The organism is Actinoallomurus oryzae (assembly GCF_039541955.1).
Taxonomy (GTDB): Bacteria; Actinomycetota; Actinomycetes; order Streptosporangiales; family Streptosporangiaceae; genus Actinoallomurus; species Actinoallomurus oryzae.
Window position 1 is genome coordinate 170123 of record NZ_BAABHF010000026.1, and the last position, 20426, is coordinate 190548.

A 20426-nucleotide genomic window follows, 5' to 3' on the forward strand; every position below is an offset into this window, starting at 1 on the left:
CAGATCACTTTACGGGTTATCGGCCCACACTCGCATCAATAACGGCCAAAGAACAACTCTTGGTGCAGAGCGCGACTGTGTTCGGGTTTCCATGATCAGGCTTGAACCTCCGTCCTAGGATGCTGTACTGCGTCGGAGGGAAGGGGAGCCCACGTGCGCATCGCCGTGTTCGTCACGTGCTGGGGGGATGCGCTTTTTCCCGCCACTGGACGGGCCGTCGTACGGCTGCTCGAGCATCTCGGGCACGAGGTCGTCTTCGACCCTGCCCAGACCTGCTGCGGGCACATGCACTGGACGGCCGGATACCATCCGGAAGCCACCGCGCTGGCCCGCCGCCTCACCGAGATGTTCACCGGTCACGAACTGATCGTGACTCCGTCCGCCTCGTGCGCCGCGACCGTGCGCACCGCCTACCCGCGGATGGATCCGGCGCTCGCCGGCTTACCGGTCTACGAGCTGTCCGAGCTGCTCGTCGACGTCCTGGGCGTCACCGACGTCGGCGCGCGCTACCCGCACCGGGTGACCTACCAGCCGACCTGCCACTCGCTGCGGGCCCTCGGCCTCGGCGACCGGCCGCTCCGGCTGCTGCGCGCGGTCCGCGACCTGGAGCTGGCCGACCTGCCCGAGGCGGGGGAGTGCTGCGGTTTCGGCGGGGCCTTCGCCATGAAGAACGCCGACACCTCGGTCGCGATGGTCGCCGACAAGATCGCGCGGATCCACGAGACCGGCGCCGAGGTCGTGTGCGCCGCCGACGACTCCTGCCTCACCCATCTCGGCGGCGCGCTGTCGCGGCTGCGCAGCGGGGTGCGCGCGGTGCACCTCGCCGAGATCCTCGCCTCCGGGCTGGGCCCGGCCGAGCCCGCGCGGACTCCCGACGACGCCGGACGCACGACCGGCACCGCGCCGCGATCGGACACGCCGCGGAGGGAGACACGGCGTTCGGATGCGCCGCGGTCGGACGTGCTGCGGTCGGATGCGCCGGGGCCGGACGTGCCGGGGCCGGACAAGCCGCGATCGGACGTGCCGCGATCGGATGCACCGTGAGGTTCTCCGACGCGGCGCGCCCCGAGCTCGGCGATCCCGGCGCGCGACGCAGGCGACGGCGGGCCGCCGCCGAGGCGCGGGCGCGCCGCGCGGACGCCGTCGGCGGATTTCCCGCCTGGGAGGCGCTGCGCGAAGCCGGCGCGGCGATCCGCGAGCGTACGCTCCGCGAACTCGGCGCCCACCTGGAGACACTGGAGGCCGCCGTCGAGGAGGAGGGCGGGCACGTCCACTGGGCGCGCGACGCAGCCGAGGCCCGCCGGATCATCGGCGGCCTGCTTCCGGACGACGCCCCGGCCGCCCTGGTCCGCTCCGACGTCACCGACGAGATCGGGCTCGACGGCGCGGAACCCGGCCCGCACAGCAAGGCCGCGGTCGTCGGCGCCGGCTTCCTGGTGGCCGAGACCGGCACGCTGGTCGTCGCCGACCGGGGCGACGGCCTGACCTTCCCCGGCACGCTCGTGGTCGTGGCCGGTATCGAGGACGTCGTCCCCGACTGGACCGACCTGGAGGTGCTGCTCCAGCTCGTGTCGCGGGCGGGCGCGGGCGTGCCGATGCGGCCCGCGATCGCCACGCTCACGGGCGACTTCGCGCTGGTGCTGCTCGACAACGGCCGCACCACGGTCCTCGCCGACCCCGACGGGCGGGCGGCTCTGCGGTGCGTCCACTGTTCGGCCTGCGGCGACGTCTGCCCCGTCTTCCAGCGCACCGGCCCGCGACCGTACGGCCCGGGCCGCGCGGGGCCGATCGGCGCCGTGCTCACCCCGCAGATACGGGGCGTCGAGGCGCCGCTGGGCGCGTCACTGCCGTTCGCCTCGACGCTCTGCGGTGCCTGCGCCGACGTCTGCCCGGTGAAGATCGATATCCCGGCGATGCTCGTGCACCTGCGCGGCCGGGTCGTCGACGCGCGGCGCGGCCGACCGGTGCCGCCGCCGGAGATGCTCCTGATGCGCGGCCTCGCCTGGAGCATGGGCGACCAGCGCCGCTACGAGCACACGCTCGTACGCCGGGCACGGTGGGGGCGCCTGCTCGCCCGCGACGGGCGGATCCGCCGGCTGCCCGGCCTGTTCGGCAAGTGGACCGACGCCCGGGACCTGCCCGCGCCGCCGAGGCAGAGCTTCCGCGCCTGGTGGCGGCGCCGACGATGAGTGAGCGCAGCGAGCGAACCGACGAGCGCAGTGGCCCCGCCCGCCGGCCGGCGCGGCACCGGACCCGGCCGATTCCCGCGCCCGCCTCGCACGCGCGAGGCGCGCCCGCGGCCGCTTCCTCCGGTGGGGGAGGCGCAGTGAGTGCGTGCTGCGGGTGGATCGGCATGCGAGGTGTGCCTGCGGTCATTTCCTCCGGTGGGGGTGGCGCGGCGGGTGCGCGCTGTGGGCGGGTCGGCATGCGGAGTGTGCCTGCGGTCGCTTCCTCCGGTGGGGGTGGCGCGGCGGGTGCGCGCTGCGGGCGGATCGGCATGTGGCGTGGGCCCGTGGTCGCCGCCTGCGGCGGAGGAGGACGCCGTGGGCGCGCGTGAGGAGATCCTGCGGCGTGTGCGGGCCGCGTTCCCCGCAGGGGACGACGGGGACGTGTGCGTGCCGCGCGGCTACCGGCGGCGCGTCCCGGTGCCGCGCGGAGACGTGATCGCGCTGTTCGGCGAGCGCGTCGCGGACCGGCGGGCCGCCGTGCGTCACGTGGCCTTCGACGAATTGGCGGTGGCGATGGCGGCGATGCTCTGGGCGCGTGAGGCCAAGCGCGTCGCGGTCCCCGCCGACCTGCCACGCGGTTGGCTGCCGGGCCTGGAGGGCGTGCGCCCGCTGGCCGACGACCCGCCGCTCGACCCGGCGGTGCTCGCCGAGGCGGACGGCGTGGTCACCGGCTGTGCGCTCGCCATCGCCGAGACCGGCACCGTGGTCCTCGACGGCGGGCGCGCGCAGGGACGCCGCGCGCTGACGCTCATCCCGCGTCACCACCTGTGCGTGGTGCACGCCGACCAGATCGTGCACACCGTGCCCGAGGCCGTCCGCCGCCTCGACCCGTACCACCCGCTGAGCTGGATCAGCGGCCCGCCCGCCGGACGCACGCTGGAGATCCTCGTGGTGGAGGACTGAGAGCCCGCGGCGAGGGGGAGCGCGTCACCGCCCGGAGAGGGACCGCGTCACCGCGCGAAAGGCGACCGCGTCACCGCGCGGCGCTCGTTGCTCGCGCGAGCGGTGATCAGCCGGTGCGCGCGGCGCGTTCGCGGATCCAGGCCGGGCCGATCTCCTCCAGCGTGTAGCCGTTCCGGTACGTGCGCGGGCGCGGTCTCTTCGGCAGCGACTCCGGGCGCGCCGGCATCAGCCGGACCAGCAGCGCGCGGGCCCGCAGCGCGCGGTCGGCGGCGGTCTCCAGCGCGCGTGGCGAGCGGTGCAGGCCCAGCGCCTCCCGCAGCGGTGCGTCGGTCATCGCGATCACGCCGCGGCGCGCGAACGGCCGTGCGAAGGCGGGGAACCAGCCCTGGAAGATGGCGATCGTCGCCTCGGCCACGCGGCGGCTCGGCTCGTTGAAGGCGTAGTGTTCGCGCTCGTAGCCGTCGAGCAGCGCGGCGAACTCCTCGTAGGTCTCCGGGATGTTCTTCAGGCCCATGAGGCGGCCCATGTGCCGGAAGGTGTTGACCGTCGCCCGCACCTCGTGCCGGCTGTACGGCCGCCAGCCGTACCGGGAGATCCACCGCACCGGCACGACGACGAAGGTCGACAGGACGTAGAGGAAGTCGTCGTTGCTGATCGGGTACCGGCCGTGGATCCGGTTCATGTGCCGGACCGCCGCCCGTCCCCGCGGGGAGTCCATGCCGCCGTCGCGTGTCATCTCGTACAGCAGGACGACGGTGTCGTCGTAGCGCTTCTGGCCATGGTCGGCGAACTCGCGTGTCCGGTCGAGCAGTCCGCCGATGGACGGCACGGCGTACGTGCGGAAGAGCGCGAGTTCGAGCGCGCGGGTCACGTCCCAGGGGAATTCGTACTCGGTGCTGATCCGGTAGATCTCCTGGTAGTCGCTCTCGGGGTCGAGCCGCTGGATCTGCCGGAGCCGGGAGTAGCGGGCCATGCAGCCCTCCGGGGGGTAAGAGGTCGCTTACAAGGGATCGGCGCGAGCATCGTACGGGACGATCCGGTCCCGTGCTGTGGCAGGGCTCACAGTGACCGGGCGACCCCCCGGTAGTGAGGGACGGCGGTCAGGCGATCGTGGCGAGAATCCCGTCCAGGCCCGCCTGGAACCGGCCGTCCCGGTCGACGTCCGGCGCCGTCTCGGCGGCCTGCTCGCGCGCGTCGAGGGCGACCGTGCCGAGGAGGTAGCCGAGGAGGGTGTGGGCGCCGATCGCCGCCTCGGCCTCGGTGCGCCCGGCGGTGCGCAGCAGGTCCTGGACGGACTGGGTGGTGGCCATGAGCGCTCCGGGGTTGCGGCGGGTCACGATGAGCGGCATCACGCCGATGTGCTGGAGGAGCCGGTCGCGGTAGCCGCCGGCCCACGTGCGCAGCCGGTCGCGCACGTCGCCGGCGCCGGGCGGCACCGGATGCGCGGCCACGTACGCGATCAGCTGCTCGAGCAACTGTTCCTTGCCGTGGGGGAGATGGTGGTAGATCGCCATCGCCTCGACCTCCAGGGCATCGCCGAGGCGGCGCATCGTGAGGCGGCCGAGCCCCTGGCCGTCGATGAGATGGAGCGCGGACTCGATGATGCGCTCACGGGTGAGCGGCGGTCGCTGCGACATGATCATACTTTACTATGTAAAGGCGGCGGCCGGGAAGTGTCCCCGCCGCGTGTCACCCCTCGCCACCCTCTACCCTTGGCTCGGACAGCAACCAGGGAAGGAGCGCCCTCATGAGCCAACGCGACGAGCGAATCGAGAAGACGAGCCTGAGGAACACTCCTCCGACGAAGGAGGGCTCGTGAGAGAGCGGAGCGAGCGAACCAGCCTGAGGAACACTCCTCCGACGAAGGAGGATTCATGAGCCTCGGGCGCAAGATGGGCGCGGAGGTCGCCGAGCGCTACGCCGCAGACAAGGAGCTCGCCGCCGGCCTGCGCGACAGGCTCGCCGACGCGCAGGAGGCCGAGAGCCGTCTCCGCTCCGCCCAGGCCGAGCACCGGCCGTACGACGAGGTGCGCCGGCTCGCCATCGCCTACGACCGTGCACTGTTCGACGCGCTGGCCGCCGCGAACGCCGCCGAGCGCGTCGCGATGGGGCCCAAGACCTATGAGTACGGCGACGCCGCGCAGCGTCGCGGCGCGCAGATCGCCGCGCGCCGTGCGCGGGCCAAGCCGTCGGTGCGGCCGTACACCGACGAGGCCGACCGGCTGCGGTCGCTGCGCGAGGCGCACAAGCTGAGCTTCCGCACCAGCCCGTCGATCGCGAGCTGAGCCCGGCCGTCTCGTAGATCGTTCGCTTGCATCCGGTCATCAGCACGGTGACCTGACGGCGGGCCGCGGTTCCGCTGGGCACACTTGGCGCAGACGTTGATCGTCTCGTGCGCTCGTGCCCGTGGAGCCGCGACCGGCCGCGGCCATCGAACGCTTTCGCGTAGGGGGTGGCGCGACCAGCGTGAACACGGCGCACCGAAGTGGCACGGGCCGTCCAACTCTGAGAATCTACCGACTCAGAGAATCGTCGTGGGCCACAGCGCCCGGTCCGCTCGCGGCGAAGCGAGTCAGTGGGAAGTGCTCTGTCCGGGGGGATCACGTGGAGCGCACGCCGCCAGATCGGCGCGACCTTCTGCGCGCGTGCAGAGAGGGCGTCGTCGCGATCTGTGAGCTGGCCGCGCACTTCTCCGACTGGTCCGTGCCGACGCCGTGCCGCGAGTGGGAGGCCATCGACCTGGCCGGCCATCTTCGCTGCGTGGCGGAGAACTTCCACGAGTACCTCAACGACGCACCGTCCAGCCGGCTGTCCCGGCTGTTCGCCCAGGACGCTCCCGCGGCCCTTCTCGTACGCCAGCTGTCCCGGCAGAACGCCGCGGAGCTGGCCGTGCTGCCCCCCGCCACGGGCCGCGAGCACATCGTCGCGTTCGCCATCTCGGCCGAGGCGTACGCCGACCGGCTGCCGGACGTCTGGGACGAGCCGTACCTCGCCTACCGCGGCACCAAGCTGACGGCGGGCGACTACGCCGGGGCGGTGTGCGTCGAGTGGCACCTGCACGCCTGGGACCTCGCCCGCGCCCTCGACAAGGACCACCGCCCGAGCCGGCCCGACGTCATCGAGGCCGCCTGGCGTACGGGCGTGCCCCACCTGCCCGCACCGGCCGGGGGAGACCGCTGGGAGGCCGTCCTGCGCGCCTCCGGCCGGGCCCCCGACTGGCAGCCCGCCTGACACCTCCTGTCAGCGCGGCGTAGGCGTGCCTCCTCGATCGATCAGCTCCCTGTCAGCACGCCCGGCGAGTCTCCTGGTGATCGAGACGACAGGGAGAGTGTCATGCGGAGAGTTCTCATATCCGGCGCGAGCATCGCCGGGCCGGCGCTGGCCTACTGGCTGCGGCGGTACGGGTTCGAGGTCACGGTCGTGGAGCGGGCGCGCGGCCTGCGGCCCGGTGGCCAGGCGATCGACGTGCGGGGGCCGGCGATCGAGGTGGTCCGGCGCATGGGCGTGCTGGAGGAGGTGCGCCGCCGGAGCACGGACCTGCGCGGCATGTCGGTGGTCGGGGACAACGGCGAGGAGCTGTCCACCACGACCGACCGCACCGCGAGCGGCGGCGACGTCGGCGGCCCCGACGTGGAGATCCTGCGCGACGACCTGGCGGCGATCCTCGCCGGCGCGGGCGAGGCCGAGTACGTCTTCGGCGACGCGATCGCCTCACTCGAACAGGACGACGGCGAGGTACGGGTCGTCTTCGAGAGCGGCGCGCGGCGCACCTTCGACCTGGTCGTCGGCGCGGACGGGGTGCACTCCTCGACGAGGCGGCTGGTGTTCGGGCCGGAGGAGGACCACCTGCGGCACCTCGGCAGCTACCTCGCCGTCTGGACGGTGCCGAACTTCCTCGGCCTGGACCGCTGGGAGGTGGTGTACCCGATGAGCGGCGACTTCTGGGGCGCGATGGTGATGAGCGTGCGCGGCAACCGGGAGGCGAGGGTCTACGTCGGCTTCGACGCGGACGCGCCGCCCGCCGCGTTCCTGCCCCCGGAGGTGAGCGAGCAGAAGCGCCTGGTGGCGGCGCGGTTCGCCCACGCAGGCTGGGAGCTGCCCCGGCTGCTGAAGCACCTGGCGGACGCCCCGGACTTCCACTTCGACGCCCTGGCGCAGATCCACCTGGACGCGTGGTCGCGCGGCCGGGTCGCCCTGGTCGGCGACGCGGGGTACTGCGGGTCGCCCGCCTCGGGCCAGGGCACGAGCATGGCGCTCGTCGGCGCGTACGTCCTCGCGGGCGAACTCGCGCGGGCCGGTGGCGACCACGCGGCGGCGTTCGCGGCGTACGAGCGTGAGCTGCGCGCCTACGTGACCGGCAACCAGGCCCTCGCGCTGGTGAACCAGGCTCGCCGCCGCGGGCAGGACGAGACCGGCGAGGCCGCGCTTCCGCAGAGCCCGCGCGAGGTCGTCGACGCGTACACGCTGAAGGACTACTGACCGGCGCCGACGACACCGCGCGCCATCGGGGCGCCTCCGTCGGCGTCGCGATGGTGGTCGCTCGACACCGTCGCGTCCGGACCGGCCCACGGGGGCGCACGCCGGGCTCGCGGTTTCCGCGAGTCTCGCACTCGCCGGCGCGATCGTCACTACGCTCGTCGGTAGGAGTATGCGCGTCAAGTGAGGGTGTGGTACAAGAACCGTCGGTTGTTTCTTGTAACGCCCCCGCACCGACGCACCGGGAGGTGAGGCGTCAGACTATCGGGCACCCCTCGGTGGAAGGCTGACCGTGTTCTTCTGGTTCCTCAAGCACATTCTGCTCGGCCCCTGGCTGCGTCTGTTGTTCCGGCCCAAGGTCGTCGGCACGATGCCCAAGCGGGGGCCGGCCATCATCGCCTCGAACCACCTGTCGTTCTGCGACTCGCTGTTCCTGCCGCTCATGGCGCCCGGGCAACTGGTCTTCATCGGCAAGGACGACTACTTCGTCCGCAGGGGGATCAAGGGCCGGCTCATGGCCGCCTTCTTCCGCGGCGTCGGCACGATCCCGGTGGACCGCAGCGGGGGCAGCGCGTCCGCCGACGCGCTCAGCACCGCGCTGCGCGTCCTGCAGGAGGGCCGGCTGTTCGGCATCTACCCCGAGGGCACGCGTTCGCCGGACGGCCGCCTGTACCGCGGCAAGACCGGTGTCGCACGCCTGGCGGTGGAGTCCGGCGCACCGGTGTACCCGTGCGCGCTTATCGGCACCGACGAGATCCAGCCCACCGGCTACCGCATGCCGCGCAAGATCATGCAGCCGGTGATCAAGCTCGGCGAGCCGCTGCGGTACGGCAAGGACGCCGACCTGCGCAAGGCGACCGACGAGATCATCGCGGCGATCCAGGCACTGTCCGGCCAGGAGTACGTCGACGTGTACGCCTCCACGATCAAGAAGGGCTGACGAAGCCGGACTCGTACGCCGCGATCAGCGCCTGCGCGCGGTCGCGCTATGGCGCCTCGATGATCTCCCCAGATCGGGCACGCCTTCGTCCGGGCCGCCGGCTACCTGCCGGGCTCGGGTGACACCTAACTGTCCGCCGCCCAGGTCGCGCGGTGCGGGCTGCGCCCCGGCGACCACGTCGAACGCGCGGCGCGCTCTCCCCGGCCAGGAAACCGGCGGGAGAAGTTCCGCAGGCTCGTCCGCCTGGGCACCGTCAACGGCCGCCCCGCGAACAATCCGAGCAACACCGGCAAAAGGCCGGAATTCGCCGACCTGACGTCGCTGTCCCCGCAGGAACGCCTGCGCCCGGAGACGGGCCGGGACGAGCTGACCAGGCGCGTCACCGACCTGACCGCCCCGATCGGAAAAGGCCGGCGCGGCCTCATCGCCGCACCGCCGAAGGTGGGCAGGACGATGGGGCTCCAGGCCCTCGCGAAGGCCGTGCGCGCCGCCGACTCCGGATGCCAACTGATGTCGTCCTGGTCGACGAACGGCCCCTTGAACTGCTCATCGGCAAGCTCCGCGACACCCTCACACGGCGATGGCGGTTGATAAGAGGCCAGTGGTCCTTTATTGTGGGAGTCGTAAGGTTCCAGTGGCCTCTTATAGCTGCGAAGGATGTTGGCTGAGATGAACGAAGGCACAGCGCCTGCGAACTCGGACGAGAAGACGATCAGCCGGGAGCCGGCGCGGGTACGGCTCGGGCACTCCGACCTGATGGTGCGTCCGATCGGCTTGGGGCTCATGGGAATGTCGCAGTACTACGGCACGGCGGACCCCGAGGTATCGGTCGCCACCATCCAGAGCGCGATCGACCTGGGCGTGGACCTTCTCGACACGTCGGACTACTACGGTGCGAGCAACGCGGCACCGGGTCGCCCCGTGCAGGGATTCGGCCACAACGAGGGCCTGCTCGGACGTGCGCTGAAGGGCCGGCGGGAGAAGGTCGTCGTGGCGACCAAGTTCTCCGCGCGTCCCACTCCGGAGGGCAGGAGCGTCTTCGACGGGCGCCCCGAATATGTGAAGGCCGCTTGTGAGGCCAGCCTGCGGCGCCTGAACACGGACCGGATCGACCTGTACTACTACCACCGCCTGGACCCGACCGTCCCCGTCGAGGAGACCGTCGGAGCCATGGCCGAACTCGTCGCGGAAGGGAAGGTCCGGGCGCTCGGGCTGAGTGAAGTCGACCCGGAGATTCTTCGACGGGCCGCCGCGACCCACCCGATCACCGCTCTGCAGAGCGAATACTCGTTGTGGGAGCGCGGGGTCGAGGACGAGATCCTGCCGGAATGCCGCCGGCTGGGCATCACGTTCGTGCCGTACAGTCCGTTGGGGCGAGGCGTGCTGGCCGGCAGGTTCCGCCGCGGCGCCACGTTCGACATCGAGGACATCCGCTCCACACTGCCGAGGTTCCAGGGCGAGAACTTCGAGAACAACATGCGCCTGGTCGACGCGCTCGGGAAGTTCGGTGAGGCCAGGCAGTGCACGCCGGGTCAGGTGGCCCTCGCCTGGCTGCTGGCTCAGCCGTACGACATCGTGCCGATTCCCGGTGCCAAGCGCATGGCGTACATCCAAGAGAACTTCCGGGCCACCTCGGTGCTGCTCAGCGCCGATGACCTGGCGTACCTGGCGCGGCTCTTCGACACCGCCCACGTCAGGGGCTCGCGTTACGGAACCATCAACGCCCCACGGCGCTGATCGGAGCAGTAGCGCCAGATCCCAGGGCCGAGCCCGGGAGAAAGTGACGAAGATCCATGCCCGACAACAAGCAATTCGCAGGCAAGACCGCTTATGTGACGGGAGCGGGAACAGGGATCGGCGCCGACATCGCCCGGCTGCTTGCCGCGCGCGGCGCGAAGGTCGCCATAGTGGGCCGCCAGGAAGCGCCGCTCAAGCAAGTCGCTGCCGAGATCTCCGCAGCGGGCGGGGAGGCCTTGGCCCTCACGGCCGATGTGAGCGACGCGGAGGCCGTCAAGAACAGCGTCGCGGAGACCGTCCGGATAAACGAACTTCAGCCCGGCGTCATCGCGGTTCCCCGGCAGCAGGCCAATTCCCAGGAGGTGCAGAAAATCGCGGAACGTATTCCTGCTCGTCGTGTCGGCACCGGCCACGAAATTGCGAAGGCCGTGTGCTTTCTGCGCTCCGACGAAGCCTCCTACGTCGCCGGAGCGCACCTTGCCGTCGACGGCGGATTCCTCGCCTGACTCGGGCCTATAACCCCCTTGCGCGATCCCTCGAGCAAGACGAAGAAAGGTACCACCATGAGTAAGACCTGGCTGATCACGGGAACGTCCCGGGGACTGGGACGCCGACTCGCGGAAGCCGTGCTGAAGGCGGGTGACCGACTTGTGGCCACCGCTCGGCGCACCCATACGCTCGACGACCTCGCCGCAGCGTACGGGGACCAGATCCGTGTCATCGCGCTGGACGTCACCGATCCCGCTGCGGCGCGTGAGGCCGTACGCGAGGCGGTCGAGACGTTCGGAGGGCTGGATGTCGTGGTGAACAACGCCGGTTACGCGGATGTGGCCTCGATCGAGGACATGACCGAAGACGTTTTCCGCTCCCAGATCGACACGAACTTCTACGGAGTGGTCAACGTGACCCGGGCCGCTCTTCCGGTACTGCGCGAGCAGGGCTCCGGCCACATCATCCAGATCTCCTCCGTCGGAGGACGCGTCGGCGGCCCTGGCCTGGGCGCCTACCAGTCGGCCAAGTGGGCGGTGGGCGGCTTCTCGGAGGTGCTCGCCAAAGAGGTGGCGCCCTTCGGAATCAAGGTCACCGTCGCCGAGCCGGGCGGCATGCGGACGAACTGGGCTGGTTCGTCGATGGGTACGCCGCCCATCAGTGACTCGTACAAGCCGGTCATCGAGCCTGTGGTGGAGCGTTTCGCCCAGGCGAACGGCGATCAACCGGGCGACCCCGCAAAGATAGCCCAGGTCATCCTGGACATCACCGAGGTGCCGGACCCGCCCGTACGGCTGCTGCTCGGCAGCGATGCGGTCGCCGTGGCCAAGGCCGCGGCGGACGGTCTCGCGGCATCGGACGCCGAATGGCGTGAGGTGAGCGAGTCGGTCGGTTACGAGGTGTGACTCGAAGACCTCCTCATCCTGCCACCAGCGCGAGGCGTAGGGTGGCCGGAGCGCGCCACCGTAGGGCGCGTCACGGGAACTCGTCGAGGTAGCGGTCATGACTAGCGGTCATCAGATGGACTTTCAGCGCGCCCGCAATGCGACGCAGCGCAAAGCCCGCGAAAGTGCCATTCTCGACGCGGCGGCGGAACTCCTGGCCGAGATGTCCGTGAGCGACATCAGCCTGCGTGAACTCAGCCGAAGGGTCGGGTTGTCGAAGACGAATGTCGTCCGTTACTTCGAGACGCGAGAAGCGATCTTCTTCGAGTTGCTCAACCGGGCCTTCGGCGAGTGGCTGGACGAGCTCCCTGCCGAACTGCCGCCCGCGTCACCGGCAGGCCCGGCGTCCCCTGCGTCCGTGGTGGACGCATGGGCCCGGTCGGTGGGCCGCCGTTCTCTGCTCTGTGAGCTGTGGAGTTCACTCGGGATCGAACTCGAACGCAACATCTCGGCGGAAGCCGTCCGCAGTTTCAAACTCGTCCATCAAGAGCGGCAACTCAGGCTGGCGGAACTGGTGCGGGAACGCATCCCGGCATTGACGGCGTCCGCCGCACAGGAACTAGTGGCCCTTTCGATCGTGTTGACGGCTGGACTCTGGCCTTTCGCCAACCCATCACCATCTGTAGTGGAGGCCTGCAAGGATCCCGCGCTGGCCCATTCCCGAGTCGATTTCACGGACCGGCTGAGTCGCGCCCTCCTCGTCACGGTCACGGGTCTCCTGAGCGTTTCACGGTCCCACACCGGATAGGTGACGAACGAAGAAGCGCTCAGAGTGTGTGGCCGGATCCAATCGCCGGTCTGGCGGACTCCCTCGTCCGGGCCGAGTGCGTACGGCGCAGCGCCTTCGCGGCGATCCAGGCGCACTGCCCGGCCAGGAGTACGTCGACGTGTACGCCTCCACGATCAAGAAGGGCTGACGAAGCCGGACTCGTAGGCCGCGATCACCGCCTGCGTACGGTCGCGGGCCTGGAGCTTGGCCAGCACGTTGCCGACGTGCGTCTTGACCGTCTCCACGCTCACCACCAGCTCGCCCGCGATCTCGGCGTTGGACAGCCCGCGGGCCATGAGCGTAAGGACCTCGCCCTCGCGGTCGGTGAGGCGCGCCGCGCGCACCCGGTCGGCGTCGCGCCCGCTCGCGTGCCGGGCGGCCAGCCCGCGGATCGCGGCGGGGAACAGCAGCGAGTCGCTCAGCGCCACGGTGCGCAGCGCCTGGATGATCTCCTCGGTCCGGGCGCGTTTGAGCAGGAAGCCGCTCGCGCCCGCCCGCAGCGCCTCGTACACGTAGTCGTCGTTCTCGAACGTGGTGATGACCAGGATGCGGGGCGGCTCCGGCACGGTGGACAGGATGGTCCGCGTCGCCTGGATGCCGTCGACCCTGGGCATCCGGACGTCCATCATCACCACGTCGGGCCGCAGGGAGCGGACCAGCGGCAGGACCTCCGCGCCGTCGGCGGCCTCGCCCACGACGGTGAACCCGGGCTCCGCGTCGATGACGGCCCGCAGGCCGGTGCGGATCAGCACCTCATCGTCCACGATCAGAACGTCCGTCACCGGCCCCTCGCACTCTCCGTCTCGGCGCCGTCACCGGCCGCCTGCCGATCTTCCACCGTCTCACCGGACCACGGCACGACCGGGAGCGTGACGGTGACCCGCCAGCGCCCGTCGTCCGCGCCGGCGTTCATCCGGCCGCCGAGGATCGTGACCCGTTCCCGGATGCCCCGCAGGCCGTGCCCGCCGCCCGTACGCGGCGGGACGGTCGCGTGGATCGGGTTGGTCATCTCCAGCACGAGCCGTGAGTCGCGGACCGCCAGGCGCACCGTCACCGGCACCTTGCCGGCGTGCCGTAGGGCGTTGGTGAGGCCCTCCTGCACGATCCGGTAGGCCTCACGGGACACCACCGGAGGGAGCTCCTCGATGCGGGCGAGATCCGCGTCCACCTCGACGCCCGCCGACCGGGTCTGCGCGAACAGCGCGGGAAGGTCCGCGAGGGTCCGCTGGGGCGTCTTGGCGCTCGCGTCCTCGCGCAGCAGCCCGAGGACGTGGTCGAGGTCCTCCAGGGCGGTGCGCCCGGTCTCCTCGATCGCGCTGAGGGCGCGCCGGGCGAACTCCGGATCGCTGTCGAGCACGCGTGCCGCCGCGGCCGCCTGCAGCGTCGTGACGGTGAGCGCGTGGCCGACCGAGTCGTGCAGCTCCCGCGCCAGCCGGTTGCGTTCCATCAGTGACTCGGCACGCCGCTCCAGGTGGGCCAGCCGGTCGGCGGCGGACGGGCCGAGCAGCAGCGGAGCGAGCCGTGCGAACAGGGCGCCGACCCCGGCGCCGAGGTAGCCGATCGCGGGCAGCGTCAGCAGCGCGGCCGGCACCGACCAGGACGGGGCGAACACCCACGTGTGGCCGAGGAACCGGCGCGTGGCCTCGTGGTCGAGGAACGGCGTCTCCAGCAGGAACAGCATCATCGGCAGACCGGCCACCACGGCGAACCCCGTCGTGCCGCCGACCCCGATGTGCAGCAGCCACCAGACGGCGGTGCGGCGGCGCGAGCGCCAGGACCGCAGGCCCTCCGGCGTCTCCTCGGGCAGTGACACGCCCAGCAGCGTCTCGGCGGCGGTCCGGCACAGGACCCGTACGGCCGGGATGAAGGCGACGGAGCCGGAGATGACGATGAAGGCGGCGAGCATGACCATCGTGTCGATGAAGCCGCGCGCCGGCTGGTCGCTCACGTGTCGCATGATCTGGACGAGTCCGGCGTAGATCAGCAGGTACGGCACGAGGAGCGCCGTACCGCCGAGGAGGAAGGTCCAGCGCCGGTAGGTGGTGACGCTCACGAGCGGGCGGACCACGGATCTCATGCCGTCGATCCTGGCAGAGCGCGCCGTCCGCCACCTCCCCCGTACGAGCGAGGCCGGACCCTCCGCGCGCCGGTGTGGCGGAATAACGACGGGGTGGTATACGCTGACGATGTCGCCGAGGATTCCGGCTCGTTTCGGATAGGCGCCTTCCCAGCCGATTCGGCTGCGTCCTTCTCGCCCTCTTCCTGTTCCGGGCGACCGAACCTCCTCCGCGAGATCGATGTTCTCTCTCGTGGATTTCCCGGTGCACGTGGCGTGCACCGTGCTCCCGGGCCGCGTGTTGTTTCCGCGTGCCCTTTCTCCGATCATCCCGTGGAAAGGATCCCCTGATGACCACCCTGACCGAACCCGTCGCCGAACCCGTCGCCGAGCCCGCCGCCGCGTCCGGCACGGCGGACGCCAAGCCTCCCGAGGAGAACCCGCCCGTCCCGGTGTCGGGCATCCTCGACGTGAGGGACAAGAACGCCTTCGTCCGGGCCGCCGGCTACCTGCCGGGCCCCGGCGACACCTACCTGTCCGCCGCCCAGGTCGCGCGGTACGGATTGCGTCCCGGCGACCACGTCGAAGGCGCGGCGCGCTCTCCCCGGCCCGGTAACCGGCGGGAGAAGTTCCGCGGCCTCGTCCGCCTGGACACCGTCAACGGCCTCCCCGCGAACAATCCCGAAAACACCGGCAAGAGGCCTGAATTCGCCGACCTGACGCCGCTGTACCCGCAGGAACGCCTGCACCTGGAAACGGGCCGGGACGACCTGATCGGGCGCGTCACCGACCTGATCGCCCCGATCGGGAAAGGCCAGCGCGGGCTCATCGTCGCACCGCCGAAAGCGGGCAAGACCATGGTGCTCAAGGCCCTCGCGAAGGCCGTGCGTGCCGCCGACTCCGCCTGCCACCTGATGGTCGTCCTGGTCGACGAACGGCCCGAGGAGGTCACCGACATGCGGCGGTCGGTGGACGCCGAGGTGGTGCACTCCACCTTCGACCGGCCGGCGAGCGACCACGTCGTCGTGGCCGAACTGGCGATCGAGCGGGCCAAGCGGCTCGTCGAACTCGGCCGTGACGTGGTCGTCATCCTCGACTCGATCACCCGTCTCGGCCGGGCGTACAACCTCGCGGCGCCCTCGAACAGCCGCATTCTCGCCGGCGGCGTCGCCACCACCGCGATCCACCCGCCGCGCCGGTTCCTCGGCGCGGCCCGCAACATCGAGGACGGCGGCTCGCTGACCATCCTGGCGTCGGTGCTCGTGGAGACCGGCTCGCGCATGGACGAGGTCTTCTTCGAGGAGTTCAAGGGCACCGGCAACATGGAGCTACGGCTCCGCCGTGACCTCGCCGACCGGCGGATCTTCCCGGCCGTGGACCTCGCCGCCTCCAGTACGCGCCGCGACGACCTGCTGATGTCGCCGGCGGAGCTGGAGACGGTGAACCGCCTGCGGCAGATCCTGGCCGCGCTCGGGCCTCAGGAGGCCCTCGAACTCCTTCTCGGCAAACTCCGCGACATCTCTTCCAACGCCGAGTTCCTCACCCAGATCCTGCGCGAGTCCGCCCGCTGACCCCTGCGCGACGCGCGATCACAGCCACGCGTCGCCCGGTCCGGTCGGCATGAACGAGCAGTACGAATCTCCAGCGGGGGCGTGTGAGCGATCGGCCCGGGTCCTGGGCGTTCCATCGCGCGGACCGCACAACGTCGCGGCACCCGTCGGGCGTCGCGGGGGAGCGGCCCCGGCCAGGTGGCGGCGGCCGACCCGTGATCAGCATCATACAGACATAGATGTATTTATGAGTGGCGCGCGCTCGCCGGGCGTTTCGGGCGACGTGTCGCGGGCGCCGCCCGGCGAGCTCCCGGGGCTATCCGGAGGAGCCTCCGAATCTGCTAGCCTGGACCGAATCGGAGTCCCCTCCACTTCTTCGGTCCGCCCTGCCATGACGGGAGCACCTGTGACACCGGCCAGCACCCCCACCGTCCCTCTCGCCGGACGCGACGTCGCCCGGGTCGGCTACGGCGCGATGCAGCTCACCCACGGTGGCCACGTGGCGCCGGAGACCGCCGTGGCACTGCTGCGGCAGGCCGCCGGCTCCGGCGTGAACCACATCGACACCGCCTGGTTCTACGGCGCCGGATCCTGCAACGCGCTCATCCGCGAGGCGCTGGCGCCCTATCCGGAGAACCTGGTCGTGGCGACGAAGCTCGGCGCCGACAACACCGCCGACGGCGGGCTGGTCCCGGCGCAGCGCCCCGAGGAGCTGCGCCGGCAGGTCGAGGCGAACCTCGCCTCACTCGGCGTCGAACGCCTCGACGTGGTCTACCTGCGCCGGCTCGACTTCGCGCCGGGGATCATCGCCGAGGGCGAGCAGAAGGTCGACCTCGACGACCAGCTCGCCGAACTCTCCGCGCTGCGCGAGGCAGGCAAGATCCGCTCGATCGCGCTCAGCAACGTCGACGCCGGCCAGCTGCGGCAGGCGCTGCCGGTCGGGATCGAAGCCGTACAGAACGTGTACAACCTGCTGAACCGCGGAACAGAGCCGGTGCTCGAAGCCTGCCGCGAGCACGGTGTCGCGTGGATCCCCTACTTCCCGCTGGGCTCGGCGTTTTCCGGGCAGCGCAAGGTGACCGAGGACGCCACGGTCCTCGCCGTCGCCCGCGAACTCGGCGCCACCCCCTCGCAGGTCGGCCTGGCCTGGCTCCTGGCGCACTATGCGCGGACACTGCTGATCCCGGGCACCGCCAGCGCCGACCACCTCACGGAGAACCTGGCGGCCGCCGACGTCGAACTCGGACCGGATGCGATGGCGCGCCTCGACGCGTCGGCCGGCTGACGCCGGCCGGCGCGAGCCGTCCAGGGCCCCGCCGTCTTCCTGCGCGGCGACTCTGAGGCGGGCCCTAATCGACGGTGACGCTCTTGGCGAGGTTCCGGGGCTTGTCGACGTCGTGGCCGAGTGCCACCGCGGCGTGGTAGGCGAGCAGCTGCAGGGGGATCGGCAGCAGGATCGCGTCGAGCTCCGGTTCGTTCTTGGGTACGACGACGGCGTCCTCGCCCGCCTCGGTGTGGCCGATCGTGATGACCCGGCCGTGCCGGGCGCGGATCTCCCCGAGCGTCGAGCGGTTCTTGTCCAGCAACTCGTCGTCCGGCACGATCGCGACGGCCGGCAGGTCGGGACTGATGAGGGCCAGAGGGCCGTGCTTGAGCTCGCTCGCCGGATACGCCTCCGCGTGGATGTAGGAGACCTCCTTGAGCTTCTGCGCCCCCTCCCGCGCGACCGGCCAGCCGCGCACCCGGCCGACGAACAGCATGCTGCGGTACTTCGCCAGATCAGCGGCGAGCGCGGCGATCCGGTCCTCCTGGCGCAGGATCTCCTCGATCTGGCCCGGCAGCGCCCGCAGGCCCTCGGCGATCCGCCGCCCGTCGGCGGGGGACAGGTCGTGGATGCGGCCGAGGTGCAGCGCGAGCAGCGCGAACACCACGGCGGTCGAGGTGTAGGCCTTGGTGGAGGCCACCGCGATCTCCGGCCCGGCGTGCAGATAGACCCCGCCGTCGCACTCGCGGGCGATCGCGCTGCCGACCGCGTTGACCACCCCGAGCACCCGGCCGCCCTTGCGCCGCAGCTCCTGGACGGCCGCGAGCGTGTCGTAGGTCTCGCCGGACTGGCTCACCGCGATGTAGAGCGTGTCCGCCTCGACGACCGGGTTGCGGTAGCGGAACTCCGAGGCGGGCTCGGCGTCGGCCGGGATGCGGGCCAGCTCCTCGATGAGCTGCGCGCCCACCTGACCGGCGTAGTACGCCGAGCCGCAGCCGAGGATCTTCACCCGGCGGATCGCCCGCGCCTCGCGCGGGTCCAGGTCGAGCCCGCCCAGGTGCGCGGTGTGGAAGCGCCCGTCGAGCCGCCCGCGCAGCGCGCGCTCGACCGCGGCGGGCTGCTCGTGGATCTCCTTGCGCATGAAGTGCGTGTAGCCCTCGGCGTCGTACGCGGCGTCCTCGGTCTCGATGACCGACGGCTCCTTGCGGGTGGTGCGGGCGTCGAGCGTGGACGTACGGAACCCGTCGGGCCGGATCGTGGCGAGCTCGCCGTCGTCCAGGTGCACCACCTGGCGCGTGTAGCGGACCAGCGCGGCGACGTCGGAGGCCGCGTACATCTCCTTCTCGCCGATGCCGAGAACGACCGGGCTGCCGTTGCGGGCGACGACGAGCACGCCGGGGTGGCGTGTGTCCACGACGGCGATGCCGTACGTGCCGACGATCTGCGACAGCGCCTCGCGTACGGCGTCCTCCAGCTCGGCGGCGTCCGAGCGTGCGATCAGGTGCGGCAGGACCTCGGTGTCGGTGTCGGAGGTCAGGACGACGCCGTCGGCCTCCAGCTTGGCGCGCAGCTCGTCGGCGTTCTCGATGATGCCGTTGTGCACGACGGCCACGCTGCCGGCGACGTGCGGGTGGGCGTTGTCGTCACTGGGCTCACCGTGCGTCGCCCACCGGGTGTGGCCGATGCCCGTACCGCCCTTGAACCGGGCGGGCAGGCTCGCCGCCAGGGCGGCGACGCGGCCCTCGGCCTTGCGCACCCGCAGGTCGCCCGAGCGGCCGACGACCGCCAGCCCGGCCGAGTCGTATCCGCGGTACTCCAGGCGCGCCAGCCCCTCGGTCAGGATGGGGACGGCGTCCCCGGGCCCGGTGTAGGCGACGATTCCGCACATGAGGCCTTCCTCTCAGCCGTAGACGATCCGCCGGAGCTGGCGCAGCGACAGCTCCGGCGGAGCCACCCGGCGCTGCGGCAGTTCCGCCGCGAGGCGTTCGAAGATCTGGTCGTTGGTCAGCCCGCCCGCCTTCAGCTCGGCGTGCCGCCGGCGGACGAAGTCCTCGGCCGGCTCGGCGAAGTAGGCCAGAACGTCGGCCACCACCCGCGCGGCCTCGCCCGCGCTCAGCGAGGTCGTACGGGTGAGGTGGACGAGAAGGTCGTCGTAGGCGCGGCCGGGCATGTGCCAGGATCTAACCCGATGCGGTGGAGAAACGCCAAGAATCCTGCCCGATATCGGGCAGGAAACAGGTCTTAGGTCCTCGCGGGCGGAGTCAGGCGGTCGCGCCGCCGTCGACGGTGAGCTCGTGTCCGACGACGAACGCGGCCTCGGGCGAGGCCAGCCACAGGACGGCGGCGGCCACCTCCTCGGCCGCGCCGATCCGCCCCGCCGGGACGCGGGCCGCGACGCGCGCCGTGCGGTCCGCCTCGCTCTCACCGGGCCGCATCGACATCGCGGTGGCGACCGGGCCGGGGCTGACCACGTTGATCCGTACGCCGTCGGCGACGGCCTCGCGGGCCGCGGCCCTGGACAGCGCGACGACTCCGGCCTTGGTCGCACCGTACGCGCCGAGCCCCGGCACGGCGGTGACGCCGATCGACGCGGCGTTCACGATCGCGCCGCCGCCGTGCGCGCGCATGTGCGCGATCTCGTGCCGCAGCGCCAGCCACACGCCCGTCAGGTTGGTGCCGACCATGGCCGCCCAGTCGTCCTCGGTGATCCCGGTGACCGGGCCGCCCACCAGGACGGCGGCGTTGTTGAACGCGACGTGCAGGCCGCCGTGGCGCTCGACCGTGGTGGCCACGAGCCGGGCCACGTCGCCCGCGCGCGAGACGTCGGCGGTGACGGCGCTCGCGGTGCCGCCCTCGTCCTCGATGAGCTTCACGGTCTCCTCCAGCGGCCCGGCGCCACGGCCGGCCACGACCACGGTCGCGCCCTCGCGGGCGAACGCCAGTGCGGTGGCCCGGCCGATGCCGGAGCCGCCGCCCGTCACGAGCGCGACCTGTCCGGTGAAGCGTGCGGTCATGGTGGTCCTCCTGCTGTGTCGAAGCATTATTAGATCGATCGTTCTGTTATCCGGGC

19 protein-coding genes and 2 pseudogenes are annotated in these 20426 nt (G+C 71.5%); 14 read left to right on the forward strand and 7 right to left on the reverse strand.

The window, feature by feature from the left end; genetic code table 11:
- Positions 1–153: 153 nt before the first annotated feature.
- The 3 genes and pseudogenes from ABEA10_RS26270 to ABEA10_RS26280 form a co-directional block, all read left to right on the forward strand.
- A pseudogene (locus ABEA10_RS26270) lies at positions 154–840 on the forward strand ((Fe-S)-binding protein); the annotation flags it as partial.
- A 200-nt stretch (positions 841–1040) separates the two neighbouring features.
- A complete protein-coding gene (locus ABEA10_RS26275; RefSeq protein WP_345468553.1) occupies positions 1041–2189 on the forward strand; it encodes a 4Fe-4S dicluster domain-containing protein in 1149 nt (382 codons plus the stop codon).
- A 354-nt stretch (positions 2190–2543) separates the two neighbouring features.
- Positions 2544–3131 (forward strand): LutC/YkgG family protein, encoded by a 588-nt coding sequence (locus ABEA10_RS26280; RefSeq protein WP_345468555.1) that lies wholly within the window; start codon positions 2544–2546, stop codon positions 3129–3131.
- A gap of 106 nt (positions 3132–3237) precedes the next feature.
- On the opposite strand, the gene ABEA10_RS26285 is transcribed toward ABEA10_RS26280, so the two are convergent.
- Positions 3238–4104: an oxygenase MpaB family protein gene (locus ABEA10_RS26285; protein WP_345468557.1), complete on the reverse strand. Its 867-nt coding sequence runs from the start codon at positions 4102–4104 to the stop codon at positions 3238–3240.
- Positions 4105–4231: 127 nt separating this feature from the next.
- Positions 4232–4768, reverse strand: a complete 537-nt coding sequence (locus ABEA10_RS26290) for a TetR/AcrR family transcriptional regulator (RefSeq protein ID WP_345468558.1) — start codon at positions 4766–4768, stop codon at positions 4232–4234.
- A 237-nt stretch (positions 4769–5005) separates the two neighbouring features.
- Here ABEA10_RS26290 and ABEA10_RS26295 point away from each other — a divergent pair, with 237 nt between their 5' ends.
- From ABEA10_RS26295 to ABEA10_RS26330, 9 genes are all read left to right on the forward strand, one after another.
- A complete protein-coding gene (locus tag ABEA10_RS26295) occupies positions 5006–5416 on the forward strand; it encodes a plectin (protein WP_345468559.1) in 411 nt (136 codons plus the stop codon).
- Between the two features lie 319 nt (positions 5417–5735).
- The gene (locus tag ABEA10_RS26300) at positions 5736–6362 is read left to right on the forward strand and encodes a maleylpyruvate isomerase N-terminal domain-containing protein (RefSeq protein ID WP_329235681.1); all 627 of its coding nucleotides are present in this window, start codon (positions 5736–5738) and stop codon (positions 6360–6362) included.
- A 102-nt stretch (positions 6363–6464) separates the two neighbouring features.
- The gene (locus tag ABEA10_RS26305; protein ID WP_345468560.1) at positions 6465–7610 is read left to right on the forward strand and encodes an FAD-dependent monooxygenase; all 1146 of its coding nucleotides are present in this window, start codon (positions 6465–6467) and stop codon (positions 7608–7610) included.
- 289 nt (positions 7611–7899) lie between these two features.
- The gene (locus ABEA10_RS26310) at positions 7900–8547 is read left to right on the forward strand and encodes a lysophospholipid acyltransferase family protein (protein ID WP_345468561.1); all 648 of its coding nucleotides are present in this window, start codon (positions 7900–7902) and stop codon (positions 8545–8547) included.
- Positions 8548–8676: 129 nt separating this feature from the next.
- Positions 8677–9138: a hypothetical protein gene (locus ABEA10_RS51290; RefSeq protein ID WP_425550967.1), complete on the forward strand. Its 462-nt coding sequence runs from the start codon at positions 8677–8679 to the stop codon at positions 9136–9138.
- A 78-nt stretch (positions 9139–9216) separates the two neighbouring features.
- The gene (locus ABEA10_RS26315; RefSeq protein WP_345468562.1) at positions 9217–10284 is read left to right on the forward strand and encodes an aldo/keto reductase; all 1068 of its coding nucleotides are present in this window, start codon (positions 9217–9219) and stop codon (positions 10282–10284) included.
- Positions 10285–10340: 56 nt separating this feature from the next.
- Positions 10341–10790: an SDR family NAD(P)-dependent oxidoreductase gene (locus ABEA10_RS26320; RefSeq protein ID WP_345468563.1), complete on the forward strand. Its 450-nt coding sequence runs from the start codon at positions 10341–10343 to the stop codon at positions 10788–10790.
- A 57-nt stretch (positions 10791–10847) separates the two neighbouring features.
- Positions 10848–11678 carry an oxidoreductase gene (locus ABEA10_RS26325; protein ID WP_345468564.1) on the forward strand — a complete coding sequence of 277 codons (831 nt, stop codon included), beginning with the start codon at positions 10848–10850 and terminating at the stop codon, positions 11676–11678.
- Between the two features lie 115 nt (positions 11679–11793).
- On the forward strand, positions 11794–12465 hold the full coding sequence (locus ABEA10_RS26330; protein WP_345468565.1) for a TetR/AcrR family transcriptional regulator: 672 nt from the start codon (positions 11794–11796) through the stop codon (positions 12463–12465).
- A 155-nt stretch (positions 12466–12620) separates the two neighbouring features.
- Here ABEA10_RS26330 and ABEA10_RS26335 read toward each other — a convergent pair whose 3' ends face one another.
- On the reverse strand, positions 12621–13268 hold the full coding sequence (locus ABEA10_RS26335; RefSeq protein WP_345468566.1) for a response regulator transcription factor: 648 nt from the start codon (positions 13266–13268) through the stop codon (positions 12621–12623).
- Positions 13265–14563 (reverse strand): sensor histidine kinase, encoded by a 1299-nt coding sequence (locus ABEA10_RS26340; RefSeq protein WP_345468567.1) that lies wholly within the window; start codon positions 14561–14563, stop codon positions 13265–13267. The genes ABEA10_RS26335 and ABEA10_RS26340 overlap by 4 nt, the downstream gene beginning before the upstream one ends.
- A 328-nt stretch (positions 14564–14891) precedes the next feature.
- On the opposite strand from ABEA10_RS26340, the pseudogene rho reads away from it, so the two are divergent.
- Positions 14892–16113: pseudogene (rho, locus tag ABEA10_RS26345) on the forward strand (transcription termination factor Rho); the annotation flags it as partial.
- 385 nt (positions 16114–16498) lie between these two features.
- The gene (locus ABEA10_RS26350) at positions 16499–17377 is read left to right on the forward strand and encodes an aldo/keto reductase (protein WP_345468568.1); all 879 of its coding nucleotides are present in this window, start codon (positions 16499–16501) and stop codon (positions 17375–17377) included.
- 64 nt (positions 17378–17441) lie between these two features.
- Here the strand turns inward: ABEA10_RS26350 and glmS are convergent, their stop codons facing one another.
- The 3 genes from glmS to ABEA10_RS26365 form a co-directional block, all read right to left on the reverse strand.
- Positions 17442–19244 (reverse strand): glutamine--fructose-6-phosphate transaminase (isomerizing), encoded by a 1803-nt coding sequence (gene glmS / locus ABEA10_RS26355; protein ID WP_345468569.1) that lies wholly within the window; start codon positions 19242–19244, stop codon positions 17442–17444.
- Positions 19245–19256: 12 nt separating this feature from the next.
- Positions 19257–19526, reverse strand: coding sequence for a hypothetical protein (locus tag ABEA10_RS26360; protein ID WP_345468570.1), 270 nt, complete (start codon positions 19524–19526; stop codon positions 19257–19259).
- 91 nt (positions 19527–19617) lie between these two features.
- On the reverse strand, positions 19618–20370 hold the full coding sequence (locus ABEA10_RS26365; protein WP_345468571.1) for an SDR family NAD(P)-dependent oxidoreductase: 753 nt from the start codon (positions 20368–20370) through the stop codon (positions 19618–19620).
- Positions 20371–20426 lie beyond the last annotated feature (56 nt).